The sequence below is a fragment of the Vreelandella aquamarina genome (assembly GCF_020075495.1).
In the GTDB taxonomy this organism is placed as follows: domain Bacteria; phylum Pseudomonadota; class Gammaproteobacteria; order Pseudomonadales; family Halomonadaceae; genus Vreelandella; species Vreelandella aquamarina_A.
In genome coordinates this window covers 57467-80444 of record NZ_JABYQT010000002.1, presented here as the reverse complement: position 1 = coordinate 80444, position 22978 = coordinate 57467, and the positions used below count along the sequence as shown (strand labels likewise).

General features: G+C 55.5%; 23 protein-coding genes and 1 tRNA gene. 6 read left to right on the top strand and 18 right to left on the bottom strand.

Features of this window, described 5'->3' with window-relative positions; translation table 11 throughout:
- Positions 1-46: 46 nt before the first annotated feature.
- Together HW452_RS03090 and HW452_RS03085 are read left to right on the top strand one after the other, a co-directional pair.
- Positions 47-535: a pyridoxamine 5'-phosphate oxidase family protein gene (locus tag HW452_RS03090; protein ID WP_224104640.1), complete on the top strand. Its 489-nt coding sequence runs from the start codon at positions 47-49 to the stop codon at positions 533-535.
- Positions 516-1061, top strand: coding sequence for a CAP domain-containing protein (locus tag HW452_RS03085; RefSeq protein ID WP_224104639.1), 546 nt, complete (start codon positions 516-518; stop codon positions 1059-1061). Before HW452_RS03090 ends, HW452_RS03085 begins: the two co-directional genes overlap by 20 nt.
- Before the next feature lie 34 nt (positions 1062-1095).
- Here the strand turns inward: HW452_RS03085 and HW452_RS03080 are convergent, their stop codons facing one another.
- Together HW452_RS03080 and HW452_RS03075 are read right to left on the bottom strand one after the other, a co-directional pair.
- Positions 1096-1596: a CreA family protein gene (locus tag HW452_RS03080; RefSeq protein WP_224104638.1), complete on the bottom strand. Its 501-nt coding sequence runs from the start codon at positions 1594-1596 to the stop codon at positions 1096-1098.
- 135 nt (positions 1597-1731) lie between these two features.
- Positions 1732-1971 carry a DUF333 domain-containing protein gene (locus HW452_RS03075; RefSeq protein WP_224104637.1) on the bottom strand — a complete coding sequence of 80 codons (240 nt, stop codon included), beginning with the start codon at positions 1969-1971 and terminating at the stop codon, positions 1732-1734.
- 353 nt (positions 1972-2324) lie between these two features.
- Between HW452_RS03075 and HW452_RS03070 the strand changes: the two genes are divergently transcribed.
- The 3 genes from HW452_RS03070 (at position 2325) to HW452_RS03060 (ending at position 4696) form a co-directional block, all read left to right on the top strand.
- The gene (locus tag HW452_RS03070) at positions 2325-3056 is read left to right on the top strand and encodes a B3/B4 domain-containing protein (RefSeq protein ID WP_224104636.1); all 732 of its coding nucleotides are present in this window, start codon (positions 2325-2327) and stop codon (positions 3054-3056) included.
- Positions 3053-3997, top strand: a complete 945-nt coding sequence (locus HW452_RS03065) for a LysR family transcriptional regulator (protein ID WP_224104635.1) — start codon at positions 3053-3055, stop codon at positions 3995-3997. Before HW452_RS03070 ends, HW452_RS03065 begins: the two co-directional genes overlap by 4 nt.
- 72 nt (positions 3998-4069) lie before the next feature.
- The gene (locus tag HW452_RS03060; protein WP_224104634.1) at positions 4070-4696 is read left to right on the top strand and encodes a LysE family translocator; all 627 of its coding nucleotides are present in this window, start codon (positions 4070-4072) and stop codon (positions 4694-4696) included.
- A 187-nt stretch (positions 4697-4883) separates the two neighbouring features.
- On the opposite strand, the gene HW452_RS03055 is transcribed toward HW452_RS03060, so the two are convergent.
- The 16 genes from HW452_RS03055 to HW452_RS02980 form a co-directional block, all read right to left on the bottom strand.
- Positions 4884-6308: a UvrD-helicase domain-containing protein gene (locus HW452_RS03055; protein ID WP_224104633.1), complete on the bottom strand. Its 1425-nt coding sequence runs from the start codon at positions 6306-6308 to the stop codon at positions 4884-4886.
- Positions 6295-8028 (bottom strand): ATP-dependent nuclease, encoded by a 1734-nt coding sequence (locus tag HW452_RS03050; protein WP_224104632.1) that lies wholly within the window; start codon positions 8026-8028, stop codon positions 6295-6297. Before HW452_RS03050 ends, HW452_RS03055 begins: the two co-directional genes overlap by 14 nt.
- 80 nt (positions 8029-8108) lie before the next feature.
- Entirely contained in the window at positions 8109-8876 is a 768-nt protein-coding gene (locus HW452_RS03045; protein WP_224104631.1) for a hypothetical protein, read from the bottom strand.
- 631 nt (positions 8877-9507) lie between these two features.
- Positions 9508-10485, bottom strand: a complete 978-nt coding sequence (locus HW452_RS03040) for a hypothetical protein (protein WP_224104630.1) — start codon at positions 10483-10485, stop codon at positions 9508-9510.
- Complete coding sequence (locus HW452_RS03035; protein WP_224104629.1) at positions 10485-11138, bottom strand: hypothetical protein; 654 nt, start codon at positions 11136-11138, stop codon at positions 10485-10487. The genes HW452_RS03040 and HW452_RS03035 overlap by 1 nt, the downstream gene beginning before the upstream one ends.
- Positions 11135-12925, bottom strand: a complete 1791-nt coding sequence (locus HW452_RS03030; RefSeq protein ID WP_224104628.1) for a DUF927 domain-containing protein — start codon at positions 12923-12925, stop codon at positions 11135-11137. Before HW452_RS03030 ends, HW452_RS03035 begins: the two co-directional genes overlap by 4 nt.
- Positions 12918-13910, bottom strand: coding sequence for a toprim domain-containing protein (locus tag HW452_RS03025; RefSeq protein WP_224104627.1), 993 nt, complete (start codon positions 13908-13910; stop codon positions 12918-12920). The genes HW452_RS03030 and HW452_RS03025 overlap by 8 nt, the downstream gene beginning before the upstream one ends.
- Positions 13903-14214, bottom strand: a complete 312-nt coding sequence (locus HW452_RS03020) for a hypothetical protein (RefSeq protein WP_224104626.1) — start codon at positions 14212-14214, stop codon at positions 13903-13905. The genes HW452_RS03025 and HW452_RS03020 overlap by 8 nt, the downstream gene beginning before the upstream one ends.
- Positions 14207-14446 carry a hypothetical protein gene (locus tag HW452_RS03015; RefSeq protein ID WP_224104625.1) on the bottom strand — a complete coding sequence of 80 codons (240 nt, stop codon included), beginning with the start codon at positions 14444-14446 and terminating at the stop codon, positions 14207-14209. Before HW452_RS03015 ends, HW452_RS03020 begins: the two co-directional genes overlap by 8 nt.
- Positions 14447-14900: 454 nt before the next feature.
- Positions 14901-15128, bottom strand: a complete 228-nt coding sequence (locus HW452_RS03010) for a hypothetical protein (RefSeq protein WP_224104624.1) — start codon at positions 15126-15128, stop codon at positions 14901-14903.
- A complete protein-coding gene (locus HW452_RS03005) occupies positions 15125-15430 on the bottom strand; it encodes a helix-turn-helix transcriptional regulator (protein WP_224104623.1) in 306 nt (101 codons plus the stop codon). Before HW452_RS03005 ends, HW452_RS03010 begins: the two co-directional genes overlap by 4 nt.
- Positions 15431-15761: 331 nt before the next feature.
- A complete protein-coding gene (locus HW452_RS17680; protein ID WP_224105076.1) occupies positions 15762-15968 on the bottom strand; it encodes an ogr/Delta-like zinc finger family protein in 207 nt (68 codons plus the stop codon).
- Between the two features lie 224 nt (positions 15969-16192).
- Positions 16193-17401, bottom strand: coding sequence for a tyrosine-type recombinase/integrase (locus tag HW452_RS02995; RefSeq protein WP_224104622.1), 1209 nt, complete (start codon positions 17399-17401; stop codon positions 16193-16195).
- A gap of 166 nt (positions 17402-17567) precedes the next feature.
- A tRNA-Arg gene (locus HW452_RS02990) sits at positions 17568-17644 on the bottom strand.
- A gap of 66 nt (positions 17645-17710) precedes the next feature.
- Positions 17711-18658: an AEC family transporter gene (locus tag HW452_RS02985; RefSeq protein WP_224104621.1), complete on the bottom strand. Its 948-nt coding sequence runs from the start codon at positions 18656-18658 to the stop codon at positions 17711-17713.
- 63 nt (positions 18659-18721) lie between these two features.
- A complete protein-coding gene (locus HW452_RS02980) occupies positions 18722-20737 on the bottom strand; it encodes a sensor domain-containing diguanylate cyclase (RefSeq protein ID WP_224104620.1) in 2016 nt (671 codons plus the stop codon).
- A 237-nt stretch (positions 20738-20974) separates the two neighbouring features.
- On the opposite strand from HW452_RS02980, the gene HW452_RS02975 reads away from it, so the two are divergent.
- Positions 20975-22978, top strand: a complete 2004-nt coding sequence (locus HW452_RS02975; protein WP_224104619.1) for a capsular polysaccharide biosynthesis protein — start codon at positions 20975-20977, stop codon at positions 22976-22978.

The window sequence follows — 22978 nt, the reverse complement described above, 5'->3', positions numbered from 1 at the left end:
ATGGTTGAAGGCTATGGCAACACCCATTCATAAGGAGAGTGACGCTATGTCCAGCCCGGAACATAAGCAGAAGATCTGGAAGATGATCAAGGATATCAAGGTAGGCATGCTGGTCACCCTGGACCACGACATGCCCCGCGCGCGGCCCATGCACCTGGTGCAGGAAGAGTACGACGGCACGCTATGGTTCTACACCCGCCGCAGCGCCGAAAAGGTCTTTGAAGCCGAAAGCGACCACGATGTGTGCCTGAGCTTCTCCGACCAGGAAGACAGCGTGTACGTCTCGCTTTCCGGCAAGGCCAACCTGAACGATGACCGCGAGCTGATCCACAAGTACTGGAACCCCTTCGTGGCCGCCTGGTTCCCGGAAGGCAAGGACGACCCGGACGTCACGCTTCTGGAAATCAAGGTAGAAATGGGCGAGCACTGGAAATCCAAGGAGAGCAAGACCTACCAGCTCTACGAGATTGCCAAGGCCAACCTCAAGAAAGATGCCAAACCGGACCTGGGTGAAAATGAAAAATTCGGCGGTTGACTCATCTGCCAGGCGTCCTGCTCTCGGGGCGCTTTTTCGTTGCCTGGCGCTGGTGCTGCTCGGCACCGGCCCGGCCTGGGCCTCAGAACCCAGCGAGTGCGAGCCCACCGAGCAGCAGCAAGCAATGCTCGATCTGGTCAACGAAGCACGAAGCCAGGCCCGCCAGTGCGGCGAGCAATCCGTTGATGCGGTCGCCCCCCTTGCCTGGAGCTGCCAGCTGCACGATGCCGCCAAGGCGCACTCTGACGACATGGCCGAAAACGGATACTTCAGCCACACCAGCCCCGAGGGCGTGGGCATCGAGCAGCGCGTGGAAGACCAGGGCTACGTATGGCGAGCAGTAGGTGAAAACATTGCCGCCGGCCAATCATCGGCGGCCGGTGCGGTAAAGGGCTGGCTAGAAAGCCCCGGCCACTGCCGCAACATCATGAACGGCGCCTTTACCCAGATGGGCATGGCCAAAGCCGATAACCCGGAAACGCGCTATCGCCATTACTGGACCCAGGCCCTGGGCCAGCCGCGTTAACCTTCCACGCTAGCTACCGGCTTGATGGCAGGTGTTATTGAGCCGGGGCCAGATCCCCATAGTGCACGGCGGTGACCGCGTTCTTGGGCGAGCCCTCCACCAGTTTGGTACTGTAGGTCAGGTACACGAACGTTTCGGTGTCGGCATCGTGCATCCGCACCACGCGCATGTTCTTGAACAACGCCGAGCGGCGCTGGGTAAAGATCACTTCCTGCTCGTTGACGTCCGCCGGGTCAAAGATGATCTCGCCGGTTTGCCGACAGGCCACGCTCGCCTCGCTTGCCTCCTCGGCAAGACCTACCGCGCCGGAAAGCCCGCCAACCCGAGAATAGGAAATGTAGCAGGAGATGCCCTGCACCTTGGGATCATCAAAGCGCTCCACTTCGATGGTATTGTTCGGCCCCAGCATGCGAAATTCGGTGCGCACACTGCCGATATGCGCATCCTGGGCCAGCAGTGTAGCGGGCAGCAGCGCCACCAGGGCGGCGAACGAGCCAACGGCCAGGCGTTGGGAAAAAGACGGCAGCATGGACATAAGCGTGACTTCCTTGGGCGTTCAGATAAGCGGGAAGGGAAGACTACCAAGTTACGTGCCCGACAGGGAAACGCGCCAGCAATATGCCAGCGCGTTATCCACCGCTCAACGGTATAGCGCTACAGGGCTGCCCACTCAGTGAACGCGCAAGCCTTCCGTCTGGTACAGCAGGTTGACCTCCACCACTCGCCCTTCCACCAGGTGGCAATACTGGCGCGCCTTGCCCGCCTCCTGGCGTGTGCGCACTTCGCCGCCCTCCTGTTCACAGTAATCGACGGCGATCTGCTGCGCCTGTTCAGCGCCACCGGTGGTGCCCTGGGCCGCACACCCGGCCAGTGCCATCCCTATCAAGCCCAACAGGCCATAACGAACCATGTTCTTCTCCCCTTGCGTGTACGTTGAACAGTGATTAGTGGCGGCGCCAATAGCGCCGGTACTAACTACTATAGTCAACGTTCGGGCTTTCCCGGCATGGGAAAGAAAGGCTTGCCTGCTTGATGTATCGAAAGGCAGGTTGAAGGTGTTATGGCTTGGTTGCCGTCAAGGCGCTGCCAGCGCGCGTCCCAACGATCATGACCAGATTACCGGTTGGCACCTGAGCTGCAAAAAGGTACCTACAAGTATTCCCAACCTGCATAGATACCATGCAGATTTCAGCAATTAGTGAATGGCTCGCCAATGCTATAGTGGGCTCATTCACAACTGCCGAGTCTTCTCCCGGAGTTCCTGTGCGCACCATTTCCTACCTGATCAGCCCTGACATCTTTACCGCTCATCCTGCATACCGCCGTGGCGTAGTGGCTTTTTCGGGCCTGGACAACTCTCGACCCCATCCGCCATTGACACAGCTCCTTCGCGAAAGTGAACAGCTCTTGCGAACCCGGATATCCGGCAATCCCGCCGAGGTTCCAGAAATAGCGGCCTGGCGTGATGCTTACCGCCAGTTTGGTGCCAAGCCTTCCGAGCACCGCAGTTCCATCGAGGCGCTGACCCGTCGCGTACTCAAGCCCAACAACCTTCCAGACATCAACCCGCTCGTTGATATCGGCAACCTGCTTTCACTGCGTTATATTCTGCCAGCCGGGGTGCACCCAATCGGCGTAGACGCCGCCGCTATCGAATTGCGCGAAGCGAACGAACACGACCGGTTTCTGCCGAACGTCGGTGAAGAAACGCAAACCATTCCCCCTGGCGAGATCGTGCTGGCCGAAGGCGCTCGCGTACTGACTCGGCGCTGGACCTGGCGACAGGCGGGCGATACCCGCACACTGCCTACTACCTCAGCGGTATTTTTCGATATCGACGGGCTCCCCCCCACGAGCGAAGAGCAGGTAACCGCCGCGATTGCGGATGCCATCGAGCTGGTGGAGCGCTATTGTGGCGGCACATGCGTTGGTCACGCCGTGCTTGACGCCACGCGCCCAAGTGCCGTGTTTCAGATCGATCAAGACGTTTCATGAATTCGGCCTTCAAGAACCTGAGCATCGCTCAGCTCACCACGCTGGTCACGATTCTGGAGGTGCGTAATTTAAGCCATGCAGCACGACGCCTGGGCACTAGCCAATCGACCCTGAGCCGTAGCCTGACACAGTTTCGCAAGGCGCTGGACGACCCCTTGATGGTGCGCCAGGGCCGCGAGTATGTGCTGACCGAGCGCGCGCAGGCACTGGTAGCGCCGATGCAGGCCGTGATCGAGCAGCTTCAGCGCATCAGTGCTGCACCGGATTTTCTGCCACAGGAGTGCCGGCGCCGTTTCACCCTGGCAGGCTCTGACCATGTAGCCCAATACATACTGCCAAGCCTGCTTGAAGACCTGGCCTCAACCGCGCCCGGTGTGAGTATCGATTTCGTCTCCTGGCAGGCCCATCGCTTCGACTGGCTCGTCAGTGGCTCTGTCGATCTGATTACCAGCATGGTCGAGGACGCGCCTGACGATATCCATGGCCGGGTGATCGGTGAGGATTTTGCCGTTTGCTGCATGCGCGTGGATCACCCGCTGGCAGCCGCTAAACACCTAACGCTCGACCAGTTTCTGGGCTGGCCCCATATGAAGATCAGCGCCGGAGGCGACAAGGACAGCTTTGTCGATGCTTACCTGCACAAGAAAGGCCTGGCGCGTGAATTGAGGCTGACGGTGCCCTATTACTCCGCCGCGATGACCGCCTTGCAGGGTAGCGACATGCTGCTGGTACTACCTGAACACATTGCCCAGACATGGACCGAGCAGGCGAACGTGACCTGGCGCTCGCTGACGTTTCTCGATCACCGCTTCCGCTACTGGGTGGCGTGGCACCGGCGCACTCACACCTCACCGGAACAACAGTGGTTCCGCCACTTCGTCTACCAGCACTGCCGAGGCTCGCAGTTCCTGAGCCCCAGCGGCTTGGCCAACGACGCTTGACACCCGGCGGCTCAAACTCGCCTATGCCCTTTAGTGCATCAACAAGCCCTCTCCTCACGTAAAGGAAAACGGATGTTAACGCTGGAACAATTCTCAGGATTTCTTGTAGCGGCGCTTCTCATCACCGCCACACCTGGTCCCGACAACCTGATGGTGCTAGGCATGGGGATATCCAACGGACGCAAGCAGGGAATCGCCTTTGGCCTGGGCTGTGCGGCAGGCTGTTTGAGCCACACGCTCCTGGCCGTGGTCGGCGTCAGCGCGCTGATTGCAGCCTCTCCTGCCGCCTTCACGCTGCTGAAAACCGTGGGCGGGCTGTATCTGGTCTGGCTGGGGGTCAACGCCTGGCGCAGCAGCGGTTCAGCAGGAGTGAAAAGCGTGGGAACAGCAGAAAGCGCGTTGAGCAGCCTGTTCCTCAAAGGCTGCATCGCCAACGCCATCAACCCCAAGGTAGTGCTCTTCTTCCTCTCCTTTCTCCCGCAATTCGTGGTCGCCACCCATGGCCAGGTTCCCATGCAGCTGGCTGGATTAGGCCTGACCTTCACCCTCCAGGCCGCCGTACTGTTCTCTTTGCTGGGCTACTTTTCCGGCGCTGTTGGCCAATGGCTCACCAGGCAGCCCAAGGCCAGCGTGATCCTTGACCGCGTTGCCGGCACTATTTTTGTGGGGCTGGGTTTGAGGTTGCTGATTCCTGGTTGATGGGGCTATGAGCAGTAGTGGCGGGTTCGTGATTGACTGAGGCGTTGAAGGTAAAGGTCCTGGCAGGATCCATTTTCTTCTTATAACAACCTGATAAATAATAAAAAAATTTAAAATTAAATATTAGAATATACCATTAAGTATACCTCCACCTTTTCTCCTCATCCAGTTTACACGCTGAAAATAGCTAGCGGCCCCTAGCAGGCGTTAGCAAAGGTGTCGATGAGCAGATCACAACCTGGCTTGCGCCACGAGTGAGAGCCACATAGAGGTGTTGCGCGGTCATCCGCTCAGGTTCAAGAATTACCACGACGTCAGCCTCAAGCCCTTTTAGAAGGAGAGTGCTTCCAACGGCCCGACGGCCCAATGGCCTCCCCATATGTCGGTTTCGCTCACGAGCCTGAATCGCCGCACCAATGAACCCGTCTTTCCCCCCGGCCAATCTCAACGCAGAGATACAGCAATGCAGTACTTCCGGTCGGTAAACACGTGTACCACGCTGGTTGGCAAGAGACTGTAGCAGATTGATTAAGGCCGCATGGCTAGGAGCCACCATAAAATTTACAGCTGCGGCTTCAGCAGGAGTTACGGGGGTGCGAGACCGGCCTCCTCGTATTGTTTCAACTCGCGCGAGTAATTTTGCAGTACCTACTCCAGTCATTAATGAAGTTGCAAACTCAGCAATTTGCCGCAGCGCTATAGGACTCCTCAAATCAAAGTTGCGGGCGAAGTTCACCATGTCTTTCAGATCTACCGCCTCAACGGAAGTAGCGCCCGGCGTCTTCATTGTTAGCTGATGGCGGCTATTGACGTTCATAGAGTCACCAATCACTAAAACTCGACCGTCTCGATTTGGAGCTTCAGTCCTAGCAGCCTGTAGTCGCTGATGCAGTTCCATACCTTGCGTTAGCTGAACCCACTGGACACCCTCTGTTGCTGCACGTAAATCCACAGGTTGACCAGCTTGCAACGATTCCCGGGCTTGAAGTAGCCAGTCGCCAAGTGCGTCCATGCCTGCGAGTCGCCATCGCCAAGGTGTTCGCAGTGTGCCGATGGGCGGGAACGATACTTGAGCCTCACGTTCCCAATGAACCAGTGGATCGCGAAAGCCAAATATTGCCTGCATGGGGTCACCAAGAACGCAAGTAGGCAGCGTCTGTGAAATTGAACAGATTATGGTGTGCTGCGTAGTATTACAGTCCTGATACTCATCGACTATTAGGCCTGAATATGTCGAGGATATAGAATCACTAATGTGGCCAGCCTCTAAAAGCTCTTGTACGGCACTGCGGATAGCCGGGTAATCAGCATTCGGGTTGGTCAATTTCAGAACTTCACGGTCTAAAGCCGTGCGTAGGGGAAATTTGGACGCAAGCCCCATCGCTAAACCGTCTATAGTCAATACCTTGTAATTGGAAGCAGAAACACCTGAGCGCTGTAGCTTAGTGCGCAGTGCACCGACACCCGCATTTGTGTGCGTCAATACCAATATTGGTTTTGTTCCGGTATGCCGAGAAAGCGAGTCAGCGATTAGCTGAGTTTTTCCGCATCCAGCGGGTGCAGTAATAGAGCCTAAGCGGGATTGAAAAATATCGATTTCAGGTGGAAGCATTCGTCCACCTCCAGAGTTTTTCAATAATATCCTTAAAACCCTGCTCTGCGTTTGGAAGATCAGGACCAACAATATCTCTAGTAATTTCTTGAAATCTGCCAACTGATTTAAACCATGCATTCTTATTATTACGCGAAGTGACACCTAACAATTGTCGGACTTCGGGTTCAAATCCGCTGATAAGTTTTAAAATTTCTATATCTTCTAAATTGAACCTTCCATTAGATTTAGATCCAATTTGCTCAGAAATGAGCTCACGGCCTACAAATTCAGCCGCTTTAATTAGTAATCCTTCAACACCTTTATCACTTAAACTTCTAAATAGTTCATCCTCAATTGCTAAACCGTCTCGCCAAATTATATATTCACCGCCTGCATCGACAAACTTCTCTATTAACCCCTCAGTTAGAATAGGCTTATCCGCATCAATAAAGACTAAAACGCGATAACCTAACTTTAAAAACTCCTCACCACGGGAAAAACATTGATCAGGATTTCCTCCTCCTGAATCGACATATGAGCCTCCTTTAGAAAGAAACGAAATGGCACCACATTTAACCCACCATTGATCTATTCCACGAGTGAACCCAACTTCACTAGCCCCCTCACAAACAATTACAGACTTTGAAAGAAACGCTTCTGGCGCCTTACGTAATGTTCCCTGCACACCATCTCCAGCACCGGCACATTTAACCGTATGAACCCCTAATTTTTTACGTACAATGAACAGCTGGTTACTAGCAAGCTCTTTTAATGTAACAGGTGAGTGCGTTGTCATAAAAACTTGAAGCGGCTCAGCAGGTTCCTTAGCACCAAGCGAATCGAGCAGCCGCATTAGTCGGTGCGGCTCAAGGCCATATTCAACCTCATCTACCAAGGCGACCGTAGCGGCTGCAGCCGCAGATCTTTGTAATCCCGCGACAAGCAGTCGTCCAGACCCAGTGCCTAATGATCTTAGAGGAATGCCAGTATCATCGTGAAGCGCAATAGCACTATCACCAATCGAGACTGAGTGAGAATCAAGTAACGCCTGAGCGTTCTCGCCAACAGGTACTCCTAAGTAGGTAGCCGTCTTAGTAACCAATTGCAGAGTTTGCGCTAATTGAGGACCAGCCTGTGCTCCGAAGGTGGCACGGGCGGCGCGGGCCGCATTAGCCAGCTCGGAGCCGAGTTCTGGGCGTTCTTCTGTTAGCCTATTCAGTACAGAGCCCTTAGACCAAGAAAGGTTTGTATGTGCATAGGTTCCGATTCGAGCTGGCACTATAAGCTTTCGGTCTTTCCAGGCTAAAGAGCGTTCCAGTTGTTGTTGAGCCGCTCGATCAGAATAGAGCGTCCAACTCGGCTCAAGATCGGCATTGACCTGGAGCCTAAGCGTTAAAACGGTTTCTATATCTGCGCGTGGTTCGTCTTCGATAAGCCCTGTAATAGCGCTAAAACCTCGAAGAAAATCTCCATAAATATCGATATTATTCAACACATCAGGTAGTGCGCCGAGCGTGACGTCAATCAATATGCTTTGGTTAACGTCCAAGCTGAAGAAGTCCGTATCTTTAAAAAGCACGTTCCTTCGCGCCCCTAAACATAAGTCTATGGCATCAAGAATGGTCGACTTGCCACTGTCACCTGGGCCGATGAGGCAATTTACACCGTTAGAAGGTATCCATTCGAGCGACTGTATCGAACGAAAATTACAAATTCTTAAGTGACGAATGCGGGCCATTCTCTATCCTTCTCCAAAGCTTATCTAATTAACATCTATTTAATCGCGACTTGAATACTAAAACACTCTATTAGCACACACTACTTAAGCGGCTCACTATTATATTTTTGCATAATACGATTTGACTGCTCAAAAGCATTGTCAATACTAACTTCGCCTGAAATAATTTGATTTGCATTAAATAAAAATTTTTGCTCAATTAGATTAAGCAACCATCCCATCCTTTGATATTCCAGCTTATCAAACTCTACAACCTCCTCTTTACTACAAACTGAAAAAATTACACTCCTGCAAATCCCATCCTTCCACCAAAGAGGAACATCTTTATCTTCTCTTCCTGTTTTTATAACCAATGAAATTCTAGCAACAAGTCTTTGGTATGAAGCAAAGTAAGAGTAAATTAGCTCACCAGAAAAAAGTCTATACTGTTTTACGTTTTCAAGCTCTCCTGAAAACATCTTCATAATGTCGGCATCAGTAATATCGGCAAAATTCTTATGTTCGTGACACCCCAGTTTTTTTCCAAAGTCTTTTTCAAGGAGCACATCTATAAAACTTAAAACTGGAGGCATATTTTTCTTAATGTTAACCATGCCAATCCAAAGAGCCTCTAATGACTCAAGCACTTTTTCATGGCCAACTGAATTAGTTGCACGATAATGATTTTGAATAACAGATAATGCTGAGCTTTCTTTTTCCAACTCATTTTTTAATTCAAGCAACCTAGTATCATATTCAAGCTTAATACTATTTTTTATCCTTGTTTCAAACCAAATTTTTAAAGCAAATGATATTATCGCTCCTCCAACCCCGCCAGAAACCACCCACTGAATAAATTCAATATCCATATAACACCTTATTTAGATATAAACTAGATACACCACTCGTTATCCAATCAAACTTTTTTATACAATTTTTGTCCACATAGCGTTATGTGTCGTGTACAACCCAATAATTCTTTGCGCATAGATAACAATCGAACTACCGGCCATATCTTTAATTATATTTAGCAGTATTGCCCATTTCTTTACACCTGCGCAACCCGTTTAGCTGCGACTTTAGATCATTTTACTCCATGTCTTTGTGGAAGGCTTTGGCTCTACAGGGTATTGTCAGGAATGTACTATTTAGCTATCGGCCAGCCAATAGCCCAGCTTTAGATTATTGCTCCCCATTCTATTCGTGAAAACTGCATAACTCCGCATGAATTCGCATGATTTTCATGCACCCATTTTCCACCAGCCAGACCAGCAATGGCATGGCTTGGCGGCGGGCGCAGGGGTGCATAAAAACCACTACATTTAGCGCGCGGGCGGGGCGGGGTGTCGATAGCGCGCCGTGGGTCGCGGCGGACTGCGGGGCCTAGCCCCTGGCAACCACTGTTGAAGGCCACTGTGTGCCACAGTAGACCCTATTCATGCTTGCAACGAGAAAGCCCCGCACAAAAGGCGGGGCTTTGTCTGTAGAAGCGTGATCGAGCTAGGCGGCGTTATCGTCGCTATCCAGCTCTTCCATGCTTGGTACGTAACCCATCTGGGCTTCGAGCGCCTTTAGCTCCTGGGGGAAGCGGATAGGTGAGTAATGGCCACCATCGTCATAGTCTTCATACGCTAGGCGTTCAGGCACCTCTGTACCTGGAATGGTCATTCTTTTCTTATTGATTGGTATACGGCTTAGGAAAAGCTCACCAAGCGCTGACATCTGCCGCTTGTTTATTTCACGACTCAAATGCACCGTGTCATCTCTAGACAGTACTGCTAAGTACCCTTGCCCCTTCTGCATACTGGCATCTATACCCAGGGTAGCCATAAGGCCGTGATCGTTACAGGTATCAGTGGCGATGCGGTCTAATAGACTAGGCACCACTTCAGCTAGCTTGGCCATGCAGTCTGTGTTTTGGGACAGTTCATCTATGGCCGAGATAAGCCGATTGTGTGCCGATAATTCCAGCAAGCGGCTTTTGCACTCCACCAACGATTTACGCGTCTGGTAAGTATGCATTTTCAGCCACTGTGTTTGAGGCTCAAGCAGTAGGATCATTTCTCGAATTTGCTCTGCCTCAAGCTTCGTTTGGGTTTTCTGCTTGATTTTTTCACGTACCGATTTGCTCTGCTTACCGAATCCTTTGACAAAGCTAAGCTTCCACTCTCCATCTGCCGCTTTTTCCTGCTGTTCCAAGGCACTGAGCGTTTTTTTGAGCCGGTCAAGCTCGCTGCATGCCTCCGTTAATTTTTGGCGCCGCGTATGGTAGCTCTTGAGCTCTTTTTCGAAAGTCAGAGTCAGTTTTTCTTCTGTGGTATAGCCAGCAATATCTGGCGGTGAAAAATAGTTAAATTTGCGTCCGGGGACTTTACCACCTTTGGCGGGTGCTGGTACTTCCGGTTGCTTGGTTTCCATGGTTTGGCCCTCGCGGCTATTACGGTCGGTCTGCTGAGTGATCGTGGCTGGTTGGTTCATCAAGCCCTCCATTGGGCGGTTAGGGTGCAGGGTGATGCAGTGGAGCCATAGTTCCACCAACGGGAATGGCCAGCGTGGTGTAAATCCGCCTGCCAGGAAGGGGAAGTGGTCATGACGCTTAGATACTCGGCAACTGTTCGCATTACGAACAAAATACCTTTACCTGTGTGTTTCCACCCTCTAGGTCGCAAAATTCGTGGCAACAAGGCAACAGGGGCTATCAAATTGATTTTTATAAGCTTTTTTGTGGCAACACTGTTGCCACGTTTTTTTGAAATGGCAACAGACACACAAGTACATAGGTATATAAAGATATGTGTTGCCATTGTTGCCACCTCTCTTATTACTAAGGCAACGCTACAACCCGCGTGGTTACTGGCCGTTGCCTTGTTGCCACTGTTGCCATAGAAACTAGGTTCACGCGTAGTTAGGTTCTTGAGCTTATGGGTCGAAACTCTTCTTTCCTGGCAGGCGTGATTTTCCTCTATATATAATTCCTCTCTCTGACACACGAAAAAGGAGGCAACAAGGCAACGGCTATAAAGCCCATAATTTTCAGTGCTTTGCAGGCTGCTATCTGTTGCCGCTGTTTTTGAGATGGCAACGGATAGGGTCATAACGCCAGCTTTTGCCCATAGCGCTGGGTTTTTCATGCACTCCTCCGCTCTGTCTCAAGCTTGTCGGGATCGATGACGAAAAAGCGCGTGCTCCCTCCTCCTGGCAGGCGGTAGTTTTTCTGGTTGCGGCCATAATCCATCTTGGCCAATACGCCATAGGTTTCCAGGGTGCGGATCACGCGCTCTCGGCCATAACCGGCTGCAGCTTCGGTAAGCGACGCACGGTTGAACAGGTAAAGGCGTTTGCCCTCCTCGATCTCGTAGTACCCGGCGCGGTGCTTGATGTTGGAATTGGGGAGCTGCGCGGCAATATCCGAGAACCGGCTATCGCCGTGCATAGCGATAAAATCCGATAGCGCGCTAAGTATTTGACGGTCTTCGGCGTTACCATCACCGACCGTAAGCAACCATTCCTCAAACAGTTGGCGGCATGCACTGGCGGCGGTGTCGACCTTCCAAGGCAAAAGCCCATAGGTGATAGCCAGCTCCCCGGCAAACCCGATAATGGCGAAGCGATCCGCCACCCTGCCCGCTTGTGGCCCTTCGGCTTCGAAGCCGTCTCGCACTTGCGCAAAGCCCTGATAGAAAACGTCTGGGTCTGTCTCCTTAATCAACCGTTCGACAAAGGCAGGCCCCACCATGCCGAAGTGATGCGCGGTGGCCGTGGTCAGTTTCCGGTGAAAGGTGGCCCCGCTCATACCGTGTACATCATCGAAGGCGCGATAAGTGCGGGTGCCCGCGTTAACGTCCACCATGCGCAGCTCTGCCCCGGCGTGGGCAGCGTTACCGGATATGGCCGCATGTTCGGAAAGCGAGCGTTCGCCGCTAGATAGCGCCAAAACGCGCCAATAGAGCTTGGGCCGCCCTTCCCGCTCGCGGGTCATGGTGCCCTTGCCGGTGCCGTTAGCGATGGCGTAGGCCATTTCTTGTACCCGTTTGGGGTCGGCTCGCTTGATCTCGTCCAGGATCAGCACTGTGTCGTTTCGTGACGATGCCTCGATCTCGATACCGCCCCGCGACATATCCCAGGACGCGGCAAAGCGGCTGGGGTCGCCCCACACTGAGGCGGCTATTGCCTGGGCAAGTGATTTACCGCTCGAGGAGTCGCCGACTAGATGCACACCGCCACCGTTTACCCCTACTTTGGAAAGTAGCGGCCCGGCTAAGGCGCAGCACACGGATAGGATCAGTACCGGGTTACCCTGGCAGTAGTACGCCAGCTCGCTTTGCCAGCTTTCCAACGTGCCGCGCTCAGAAAAGAGGTGCGCTCCCTTGCCACTATCCTGAAAGCGCACGTCCTGGCCGCCCAGGATCTTGCTAGGCAGCACAAACGCGCCGCTGGTGTCGTGCCAGCCGGGTTTGGTGGTGGTGGCCAGCACACGCTTTAAATCATGGTGGCTGGCGATATACGCGGGCACATAACGGCGCTGGTGGTACTCCACCTTCAAGCCCTGACGGAAAAGGGCTTTTAATACCTCCTCGCCTTTACCGGCCAACGCTTCCATGGGCATGACGTACTCGACCACGCGGCCCCGATGCTTGAAGGAAAGCAGGCGGCCCACGCTGCCGTCATCGCTGTTGACCGTCTCGGCCTCCACGTGTAGCGGTGCACAGATCCATAAATCGAATGGCTGACCAATATCGTCACCCTGCCCTTGTTTGATGCCGTGAAACCATGTGCCCGCCTTGAACAGCTTTCCGTCTACCAGGGTCTGGCCTTCGTACACGGCGTAGCTTGGCCGTTCCAAGGTGTTGATCTCTGGCGCTGTCGGTTGGCCAACCAACGCAAGGTAGCTTTGCTGCTCGCGCTTTTTGTCACTCATCATGGCCCCCTTGCTGGCGATACCAGCGCGCCAGATCGTTGAAGTCGGTCAAACTATGGGGGGCTTCCTTTGGCCAAGCGGGGAAAAGCACTAATGCACCTACCGCCAATGCGGCAGCGTTCGCGGCTGTGCGCCCAGGATTACCAGGAGTAGCGCGGTCATCATCACCGGCTATGACCATTTCGAGGTGGCCATACCGCTCACACAAGGCACGCGCTACTGATTCCAGGTTGCCGGCGTGCATAGCACATGCCACCGGCTCACGGGTATGGGCGTAGATGGTGGCACCGGTAGCCCAGCCCTCGCAGACGTATAGCGTCTTTCCAGGCATGACCCGGCCAAGTGGCGCATAGGCGCCCTGCACTTGCCCACCTTTCAAGAAACGCTTATTGCCTTGGGCGTCGATCAACTGCACGTTGACCAACTCGCCTTGTGCGTAAAGCGGCACCATTATCTGGCCTTGCGGGGTCTGCCGAAGCCGGTAAGGGCTTATGCCTTTCTCCACCAAGTAGGCGTGACCAGGGCACGCCGGTTGCGCGCTTTGCCAAAGCCGCTTGGCGAGCTGTGCCGCTTTCTGCAAGGCGGCTATGCGCTCGGCTTCTACCTGCTGACGAAGCTGGCTCTTGGTAGGCGTAGAGGCCATAGGGGGTGAGGCTTGCGCCTCACCGTTGCGTTGAAAAATACCCAGCCCCAAGCGCTGGTCGATCTGCATGGCCGCCTCAACCTGTCGGCAGCCCTGCAGGTAGCTAAGCAGCGATACCAAGTCACCACCGTGGGCGTCTGAGTCGGCAAAGTCGTTCCACTTGCCGCTGGTTAGCGATACACCAAACGAGCCTTTACCTTGGTCGGCTCGGGCGGTGTTGCGCGCTACCCATTCACTACCTTGGCGGACGCCATCGGGCAGCCATTCGGCCAGCAGCATCTCGGCATTTTTTAACGCGGCTATCGCCACCTGCTGGATCTTTTGAACGGTCGATTTAGCCATGTGCGCCCCCCTTCCTGGCAGGCGCTATTTGCCCTTTGGCGGCTCGCCGGGCGGCCATGAGCAAATCGAGTGAATCGGCTAGCAGGAGACGACAAGAAAGCGCCACGTGGGCCAGATCCCGCGCATCGGCGCAAGCGCCAGGTGCATCCAGCGTGCTTAAGGTCATCAACAGGTTGCTGACCGCTTCCATGCGGGTTTCGCACTGGTCGAATAGATCCTCTGCCCTGGCGCGGGGGTCGATCAGTAAGCATTCAGCTTCGGTGAGGCAAAGTGCATCTTCAAGGCGTGGGGTCGGGTTAGACATGGGCCACCTCCTCGATAGAAAGGCGTTCCAGGTCGTTCATCAGTTGGGAATGGTCTTCGGAAGAAACGTGACCAAGCGCGGCGGCCATGCGTACCAGCCCCAGCAGGTAAGAAAGCTGCTCCGGGCGACGGTTTACGCGATAGGCAATAAGCTTGGCGCCGATTAAGGCAGTAGCGATATGCGAGGGGGAAGCATTGGTGTGCGCGGACGCACCTTGGCTGTGATTGGCCATGGGTAGGACTCCTTGGATATTGGAGCCGCCACGATCCTTCCTACGGGATTGGGTGGCGACCGTACGCGGGGTAGGAAACCGGCATCCAAGGGAACCGGCCACGCCGAAACGTGCCCACGCACAGCCGCCATAAAGACACACTACAGGCATGAAAAAAGCGCCTGCAATGGTGAGGGCGCTGTAGCGCCTTGGATAGATCGGGTTCCTACGCCCGGCTGTAGATTTTGCTACAGCACGGCCATGATAATCATTCCTCAGTGTTCCTCGCAAGCTTTCGAGGCAGCAAATGTCGCTTAATTTGATATGCTTCATGTATTCCCTTTGATGTTTCTTCGCTTAGGCTCCAGTGCTCCCCCGCACTGGGGCCTTTTTCTGCGATCTACAGGCAAAGCTTCCCCATACCCGCTGAGCGATGGCCCAGCAGCGTTAAAGCTGTTTGGTGGGGGTTAGGGGTCTAGCAGTCGGTTTCGATGTAACCGGCAGGCAAGCCATGGCTGAAGTGCTGGCCGTTAGTACCTGGGCCATTCAATAGCTTGGCGTAGACGTTCCCCGTAGTGCCCTTACGGAACGTTTTTTGATGCGGGGCGCGCATGGCGTCCGCCATGGCAGTTTCAATCGCGGCCAGATCTTCAGTGGTCAGGTTTAGCGTGGTGCCGTTGATGGTGATCTCGAATTGGCTCATGCGCGTTGCTCCTGCGGTTGGGCGGTCATGCGTAGCGGTGCGGGGCGATTTTCCAGGGTCTGGCGTTTGCGCTCCTCGAGGCAGTGGGCGATCCAGCTATCCACCTCCTCCTCGAGCCAAGCAACGCTTTTGCCGCCGATGGGCACCGGAGCCGGGAACGTGCCCTGGCGGATGCCTTCATAAATGGCCGAGCGGCTTTTGCCGGTTTTCTGCTCCACCTCTTTACGGCGTAGCAGCCGGTTGCCGAGCTGGATCTTGTTCACCGTTTTGAAAGACGGTGTGTGGGTGGTGAGTTCAGGCATTTTTCGTGTCCTCGCGGTATCGTTCCGGGTATGTACCCTACTGGCCCTATGAAGCTTGACGGTTATTGGAAAGGCCCGCCACAAGAGCGCTGTGTGCGAAAAATCCGGCACAACGGAATACAACATTGAGGATCTCTCAGGCATAAAAAAGCCGCTGCCATGCGCATGACAGCGGTCTGAATGCCTGATTTGAATACTGCCGAAATCGAAAGGAGCAAAAGCGTTATGGCTTACACAGCTTTAGTGAATTGCTACGCATTGCTTGAAACCAGTACATTGTCTGAACAGCCTTTCCAATCATTACCCAAAGCTCACGCTATTCGACAACGGCTTACTCTTGAGGTAAATGAGAAATGCTTAACTCCACCTTTTGTCCAGCACCACACTTCACACTAACACATCTCAGATATATGATTTTTAAACTTTCCGTCACCCGCCTGCTGGTTCTCACACGCATTTCCGCATCACATTTAGGGCATCGCTCGCCTAACCCATATAGCCCATCTGCCACCCTATACTCATAACTGTAGATAGGCATTGAAGTAGCCTTGGGCCTAATAGGTTTCTCTTTTTGGGTCTTTCTCTTCTGTTTTTTATTTTTATATTGGTAAGAACGCACAGGGGACAACGATAGAGCAACACGCCAATACTCCCCACACCCCAAGCACACCAAAAATGCCACCTGTTTCTCACTTGATGGCCTAATGCGCGCCTCGATACGCATCATAGTTTTGCAGTTAGGGCATTTTTCGCCTAAACCCATCATGGCACAGGGCCGCCCTGGTGCCTTTCGCTACCTAAAAGATAATCAGCCCAAAATTGCATCATCGCGGGCCGCTGCTCCGGTGCCATATGTTCGGCATGGGTATAAACGCCCTCAATCCCTGGCAGCTTGTGTGAAAGCTGTAGCTCGATCCATTCCCTTGGGTAGCCCAGCTCTTTCAAGCCGGTGGCCACAACGTGGCGGCAGCCATGAGGGACGTGCCGCCCTTCGTAGCCCATACGCTTTAGAGCCATGCCAAAGGCAGCGTCCGATATTGGCTTACGCGGATTGTTGCGACCTGGGAACAGGAGCTTGAATGGGCCGGTGAGCTTATGCAGGTAGCGCAGCTCGTCAATGGCCTGGGTAGGCAGTGGCACTTGGTGCGCCCTACCCATTTTCATGCGCTCGGCGGGAATCTTCCAGACCGCGGCGTCTAAATCGAACTCGGCCCACTCTGCATTGCGTAGCTCTCCAGGTCGAACAGCTGTCAGCAATAGGAGCTTCAGGCCAATGCGCACCATAGGGCTTTTGTCATACGCCTCTATATCGCGCACAAGCTGCGGTAGTTCGCTTTGGGGGATGTGGTGAAAGCTGCCCCGCTTATAGGGCTTGAGCGCCATTTGCAGGTCTGTGAGGGGGTTATAAGTGGCTCTACCGGTAATGATGGCGAAACGGTAGATATCACGGCAAAAGGCGTGCAGGCGGCGTCTCTGTTCGAATTTGCCCGCATCCTCTAGCGTGCGCAGAATTTCCAGCCACTCCAAAGGCAAAATGCCCTCGATCGAGCGATCCCCCACCTTCGGGAAAACGTACATCTCAAGCACGCGCCTGCTGTCGCTGGCTCGCTTAGAGCTTTCTTTCCAGCGGGGCACCATGGCAGCGTGCCACTCCATCGCCAATACCCTGAAAGTATTCTCAGTGGCGTACTTGAGGGCGCGCTTCTCGTTCTGTTTGTGCTCGACCGGGTCAATACCCTTGGCGATCAATCGCTTTAAGTCGGTTCGCTTCTCACGGGCCTCTGCAAGGCTCACGTCAGGGTAATTGCCCAGGCTTATCATGTTGCGTTTGCCATTGGGGCGGGTATAGCGCAAACGCCAGCCACGGCTACCGTTGGGCGAGATCCTAAGTTCTAATCCCATGCCATCGGAAAGGGTAACGATTTTCGCCCCTGGCTTGGTTGCGTTTATCTTTCGAGTAGTTAGAGCCATTGAGGTATACCGAGAATTCTCGAATAAGGGCATATACCTCACTGTATACCACTTGGAAGCTGGCTTTGGAAAGAACACCAAGGAACGCTAAGGAGCCTAAAATCACTGTATATCAGAGTATTACACTCTATTTTTGGCTTTCTCAGGACTTGTGAAGAATGCCCGTTGGCGTCCCTGGCAGGAGTCGAACCTGCGACCTGCCGCTTAGGAGGCGGCTGCTCTATCCTACTGAGCTACAGGGACTTTGCTTGCAGAAGGGGCGCACAGTATAGCGTGTTCGGCAAGACACTCCAACCCGCCCGGGCGCAATTACACCCAACCGAGCAGGCGCAGGGCAAAAATGCCCGCGGTGATGCTGATGCTGGCCATCAAGGTGGTGATGGCGATGATGTTGGCGGCCAGGGCGGCGTTTCCGCCCATGGCTTTTACCATCACGAAACTGGCCGCCGCCGTGGGGCTGGCAAAGAACAGGAACAGCAGGCCGAGCCGCTCGCCTTCGAAGCCGGCCAGCCAGGCCGCGGCGGTGGAAAGTACCGGCAGCACGGCCATCTTCATGAGGCTTGAGCTCATCGCCACATCGCTCTTGTCGCGAATACTGGAAACCGAAAGCGTGGCGCCAATGCAGATCAGCGCCAGCGGCAGCGTGAGCGAAGCGAAGTAGTCGCCGGAGGTCATCACCCAGCTGGGCAGGGAAATGGAGAGCGCGGTGAACGGCAGCGCCACCACCACGGAAATGATCAGCGGGTTGACGGCAATGTGCTTGAGGATGCTCTTCCAGTTGGCTGCCTGCCCCGGCTGGTAGGAGGCCAGCACCACCACGGAAAGCGCGTTGTACATCACGATTACCACCCCCACCAGCAGGCTGCCCGCGGAAAGCCCGTAGTTGCCGTACATGCCCGCAGCCAAGGCCAGCCCCACCACGCCGCAGTTACCCCGAAAGGCGCCTTGAACGTAGATGCCCCGCTCGGCGTAGGGAATGCGGTAGCACGCCCATAGCCAGCTGAGCGCAAACTGCCCGAGGGTGGCGATGGCGAAGAACAGCATCATGGGAATATCCAGCGCCACGCCAATGTCGGCCTTGATCAGGCTCAGAAAGATCAGCGTGGGCAGCGTGGCCTTGAAGACCAGCGCGGAGGCCGTGGCCACGAACTGGCGGTCAATCCAGCCAAGGCGCTTCAAGCCGATGCCAAGAAACACCATGGCAAATACCGGCAGGGTGATATCCAGCGTCTGGACAAACAGTTCAAGTAGGTTCACAGGGGTCTCTCTACCAAATCAACATGCTTTCGTTTTATGCCTTGAGGCGCCAGTGCCATGGCATCAATCGAACATGTCCATGGGGTCTATCTCTTTGGGTAATTTTACCACCACGCTGTCCCGTCCCTGGCCCTTCGCGTCGTAGCTTGCGGCATCGGCACGGGAAAGCGCATCGTCAATACCGATATCATGATCATCAAAGCTGGTTACGCCCATGCTCAAGGTCACTCGGTACTCCTTGCCGTCATTGGTCACTGACACTTCACTGACCGCCTGGCGCAACGCTTCGGCAATCAGCTGGGCCTGAGACAGCGTACAGCTGGGCAGCAGCACGGCAAACTCGTCACCGCCCTGGCGCGCCACGTGGTCGCTGCGGCGTACTTCCCAGGCGATGATCTGGGCGATCCGGCGCAGCATTTCATCGCCCAGGGCATGGCCGCCTTCATCGTTGATCGGCTTGAAGTGATCCAGGTCGAACATCAGCAGCGCCGACGGCGTGCTGGTCTTCTGGAAATCGGCAAAGGCTTCTTCCAGGCGGCGTTCGAACCCGCGGCGGTTCAAAAGCCCGGTCAACGGGTCGTGCTCGGCCTCCCAGCGCTGCAGCGCCTCTTGCTGGCGGCGCTCGGTAATATCCTTCACCACCCCCACCAGGCCGAGCGAATGGCCGCCCTGGGTGAGCAGAACCACGCGGGCATGAATATCCAGCCACAGCATCTCCTGGTCCAGGCGGGAGAACCTCAGCTGCCGCACGAAGTCGCTGCCGCTGCTCAGGCTGTATTGCCACATGTCGCGGGCGCCGCTTCGGTCATCATCGTGGATCTGGTCAAGCAGTGCTTCCATGGTCCAGTTGGATGAGATCCCCAGCATGCTCAACAGCGCCGGGTTCATGTAGGTAATCGCGCCATCGAAGTTGGCAACGAACATGCCCTGGGGTACGGCACTGAGCACCGTGTCCAGAAAGGCCTGGCGTTCGTGAAGGTGCTCGACCAGCGACTGGCGCTCATCCTCCACGCGGTTGAAGGTAGAGGCAACCTGCTGCAGCTCCTGCATGGAAGTGGCCAGATCGACACGCTGGCGCTTGCCGCGGCCGACTTCGCCTATCTGGGTTTCCAGGTGGCTCAGCGGGGTCAGGATACGCGCCAGAATCCACCATAAAAGCGGCATGATCAGAACGGCAAGCACCAGCCACATCCACCCAAGCTGGCGGATAAAGCCCGCCAGGGGCACCTGGGCCTGGTGACTTGGCAAGTAAAGGCCGATGACCCAGTTGGCCGGCCACACCTGGGCGTAGGATTGCAGCCCCACCTCGCCGTTGACCAGCTTGCCCACCCCGTCGCCCTGCCAGCCATCCAGCGCCTGGTGAAGCAGCGGGTTTTTCGCCTCGCTGGGAACCTCGGTATTGATCATCGAAGAGACGGGATGGTAGAGAACCTTGCCCGAGGCAGTGGCCACCCCCGCATAGCCCTCCTCGCCCAGGCGTACCTTGGCCAGGCGGTTGAAAAGCCCTCCGGAGTCCAGGCTGAGTACGCCGCCGACCAGGCCGGCAAACTCGCCCCGCTCATCCAGGCGCGGCACGCTGACCACCACCATGGGTATCTTGCTCGCCCGGCCGATGAAGGGCTCGCTCATGTGCGGCTGACGAGTGCCGCGCACCATCTTGAAGAACTCGCTATCCGAGGCATCGAGCCCCACCCGGCCCACGACACTTGGCCAATCGGCAATCACCTGACCGCTGCGGTTCATGACCACGATGCCATCGAACCAGGCCAGCAGTGTCCCGCTGTGGCGAAGCTCATAGTTCAGCCACTCGGGGTCGTCGCTGAAGCCTATCGTGGTGCTCAGGCGCTGCAGCGCCTGAAAACGCAGCTCTACCTGCTGGGTCACTTCATCGGCGAGCAGGCGTGCTTCATAACGCAGGTGCGTCATGTTGGTTTCAAGCACCATGGTTTTCCCCATCTGCCAGGCCAACCCCAACAGCAGCGCCACCAGCGTCAGCAGCGTGATCAAAAGCCCCAGCAGCAGTTGGCCTCTCAGGGTACGAACACACGACAGTTTTTTAGAAAGACAAGACAAGAACACCCATTATCCTTTTTGAAATACGCCCTTTTACCTGTGCGGCCTCGACTATTCTTATGCGGCCATACCATGAAGAAAAAAAGTTATTGTGCGCGCTGGTCAAAATAATAAAAGTAAATTTTTTTAATCCGTGGGATTACTTGACCAAAATTTCAAATAGTTAAGCACTTACTGCACTTAATTGATAAGCGCGCCCATTTCACGTATGTTCTCCGCTTTTAAAAGACCGACGACCCCCCCATGGCGACATACACGGCAGGCTATACCTCCGCAGGGATTGGCAACATCGATACCCTCCACGTCCTGCTGCCTGAATTTAGTCAATTCTTCCGGCTGCGGCCACTGCAAGGCAAGCCCGATGCCGTGCTCGGCTGGGGGTTGAAGCCCACCAGCGTTCGCGCCAGACGCTACGCCAGGCGCCACCGGCTACCTTACATTGCCCTGGAGGACGGCTTTTTGCGCTCGCTCGGGCTCGGTGTCAACGGATATCAGGCGCATAGCCTGGTGGTCGACCACACGGGCATCTATTACGACGCCTCGCGGCCTTCGGATCTGGAGAACTGGCTCAATACGGCCACCTTTACCGACGATGAGCTTCATCAGGCCAAGCGCTGTATCGAACAGCTCGTTCGCTATCGGCTCTCGAAATACAACCACGCCCCGGACCGCCCCCTTGCCGCCCCGGCCACGGCCCACGTGCTGGTGGTGGATCAAACCGCGGGCGATGCCTCGATCGAGTATGGCGGGGCCACTGCGCAACGCTTTACCGACATGCTCGATGCAGCGCTTGCGAACCATCCGGACGCGGAGATTCTGGTCAAGGTCCACCCGGATGTGATTGCCGGCAAGAAGCAGGGCCATCTCGGGCAGGCGCAGGCCCACCCGCGCTGTCGCGTAGTGAGTGAGGACCTCAACCCCTGGGCGCTGTTCGATCAGGTGGACACCGTCTACGTGGTCACCAGCCAGCTGGGGTTTGAAGCGTTGCTGGCCGGCAAGCAGGTGCACTGCTTTGGCCTGCCCTTCTATGCCGGCTGGGGGCTTACCCAGGATCAACTGCCCTGCACGCGCCGGCGTGTGCGGCGCACGCTTGCCGAGGTGTTTGCCGCCGCTTATCTGCGCTACACGCGCTACGTCAATCCCTACACCCAAGAACCCGCCACGCTCGAAGAGACCATCGCGCTGATTGCCGACCAGAAGCGCCAGCAGGAGCGTTTGCGCGGGCAGTGGCTGGCCTGTGGGTTCTCCTCCTGGAAGCGGGGTTTCATCCATCACTTTGCGGGCAGCGCCGCTCGGGTTACCTATCAGAAGGCACTGCCCGCCACACCGCCCAGCCAGCGGCTTCTGGTCTGGTCGAGCCGTATCGATGCCGCCTTCGAGCGCCAGCACAGCGCGCTGATGCCCCAGCTGTGGCGAATAGAGGATGGCTTCATCCGCTCGGTGGGGCTCGGGGTGGACCTTGCCCAGCCGCTGTCGCTGGTGATCGACTCCCGCGGCATCTATTACGACCCCACCCGGCCAAGCGACCTGGAAGCCCTGCTCGAACAGGCAACGTTCAGCGATGACCTGCTCGAACGTGCGGCTGCCCTGCGCGAGCGCCTGGTGGCCCTCAAGCTCTCCAAGTACAACGTGCGCGGCGCAAGCCATGTCGAGCTGCCCAAGGGAAAACGCATCCTGCTGGTGCCCGGCCAGGTGGAAAGCGACGCCTCGATTGCCACGGGCTCGCCGGAAGTGCGTACCAACAGCGCCCTGCTGCGAGCGGTGCGCCAGGCCAACCCAGAGGCGTTCATTCTCTACAAAGCGCATCCGGACGTCATCAGCGGCGCGCGGGTAGGAGCACTCGAACCCGATGCCAAACGCCTGTATGATCTGGATGCCAGCCACATGGATATCGCGACCTTGCTGGAGCGAGTCGATGCGGTGCACACCATGAGTTCGCTGACGGGGTTCGAGGCGCTGTTGCGTCATCGTCAGGTGGTGACCTACGGCATGCCGTTCTACGCCGGCTGGGGGCTGACCCAGGATGCCATGCGCTGCGAGCGCCGATCTCGCCGCCTGTCACTCGATGCACTGGTCGCCGGCACACTGATTCTCTATCCCGGCTATGTAGACCCGCAGAGCCGAAAGCTCTGCAATGCAGAAACCGTCGTCAGCCTGCTGGAACGGGCCAGAGCGCAGCAACCGACGCTGACATGGAAGCAGCGTCTTTATCGGCAATACCGCAATTTATTGATTGGAAGACATTGA

Bases quoted from the DNA above. Each gene is read 5' to 3' on its own strand.
- HW452_RS03090 (WP_224104640.1), top strand. From the start codon at position 47: ATGTCCAGCCCGGAACATAAGCAGAAGATCTGGAAGATGATCAAGGAT.
- HW452_RS03085 (WP_224104639.1), top strand. From the start codon at position 516: ATGAAAAATTCGGCGGTTGACTCATCTGCCAGGCGTCCTGCTCTCGGG.
- HW452_RS03080 (WP_224104638.1), bottom strand. From the start codon at position 1,596: ATGTCCATGCTGCCGTCTTTTTCCCAACGCCTGGCCGTTGGCTCGTTC.
- HW452_RS03075 (WP_224104637.1), bottom strand. From the start codon at position 1,971: ATGGTTCGTTATGGCCTGTTGGGCTTGATAGGGATGGCACTGGCCGGG.
- HW452_RS03065 (WP_224104635.1), top strand. From the start codon at position 3,053: ATGAATTCGGCCTTCAAGAACCTGAGCATCGCTCAGCTCACCACGCTG.
- HW452_RS03060 (WP_224104634.1), top strand. From the start codon at position 4,070: ATGTTAACGCTGGAACAATTCTCAGGATTTCTTGTAGCGGCGCTTCTC.
- HW452_RS03055 (WP_224104633.1), bottom strand. From the start codon at position 6,308: ATGCTTCCACCTGAAATCGATATTTTTCAATCCCGCTTAGGCTCTATT.
- HW452_RS03050 (WP_224104632.1), bottom strand. From the start codon at position 8,028: ATGGCCCGCATTCGTCACTTAAGAATTTGTAATTTTCGTTCGATACAG.
- HW452_RS03045 (WP_224104631.1), bottom strand. From the start codon at position 8,876: ATGGATATTGAATTTATTCAGTGGGTGGTTTCTGGCGGGGTTGGAGGA.
- HW452_RS03040 (WP_224104630.1), bottom strand. From the start codon at position 10,485: ATGAACCAACCAGCCACGATCACTCAGCAGACCGACCGTAATAGCCGC.
- HW452_RS03035 (WP_224104629.1), bottom strand. From the start codon at position 11,138: ATGAAAAACCCAGCGCTATGGGCAAAAGCTGGCGTTATGACCCTATCC.
- HW452_RS03030 (WP_224104628.1), bottom strand. From the start codon at position 12,925: ATGAGTGACAAAAAGCGCGAGCAGCAAAGCTACCTTGCGTTGGTTGGC.
- HW452_RS03025 (WP_224104627.1), bottom strand. From the start codon at position 13,910: ATGGCTAAATCGACCGTTCAAAAGATCCAGCAGGTGGCGATAGCCGCG.
- HW452_RS03020 (WP_224104626.1), bottom strand. From the start codon at position 14,214: ATGTCTAACCCGACCCCACGCCTTGAAGATGCACTTTGCCTCACCGAA.
- HW452_RS03015 (WP_224104625.1), bottom strand. From the start codon at position 14,446: ATGGCCAATCACAGCCAAGGTGCGTCCGCGCACACCAATGCTTCCCCC.
- HW452_RS03010 (WP_224104624.1), bottom strand. From the start codon at position 15,128: ATGAGCCAATTCGAGATCACCATCAACGGCACCACGCTAAACCTGACC.
- HW452_RS03005 (WP_224104623.1), bottom strand. From the start codon at position 15,430: ATGCCTGAACTCACCACCCACACACCGTCTTTCAAAACGGTGAACAAG.
- HW452_RS17680 (WP_224105076.1), bottom strand. From the start codon at position 15,968: ATGCCTATCTACAGTTATGAGTATAGGGTGGCAGATGGGCTATATGGG.
- HW452_RS02995 (WP_224104622.1), bottom strand. From the start codon at position 17,401: ATGGCTCTAACTACTCGAAAGATAAACGCAACCAAGCCAGGGGCGAAA.
- HW452_RS02975 (WP_224104619.1), top strand. From the start codon at position 20,975: ATGGCGACATACACGGCAGGCTATACCTCCGCAGGGATTGGCAACATC.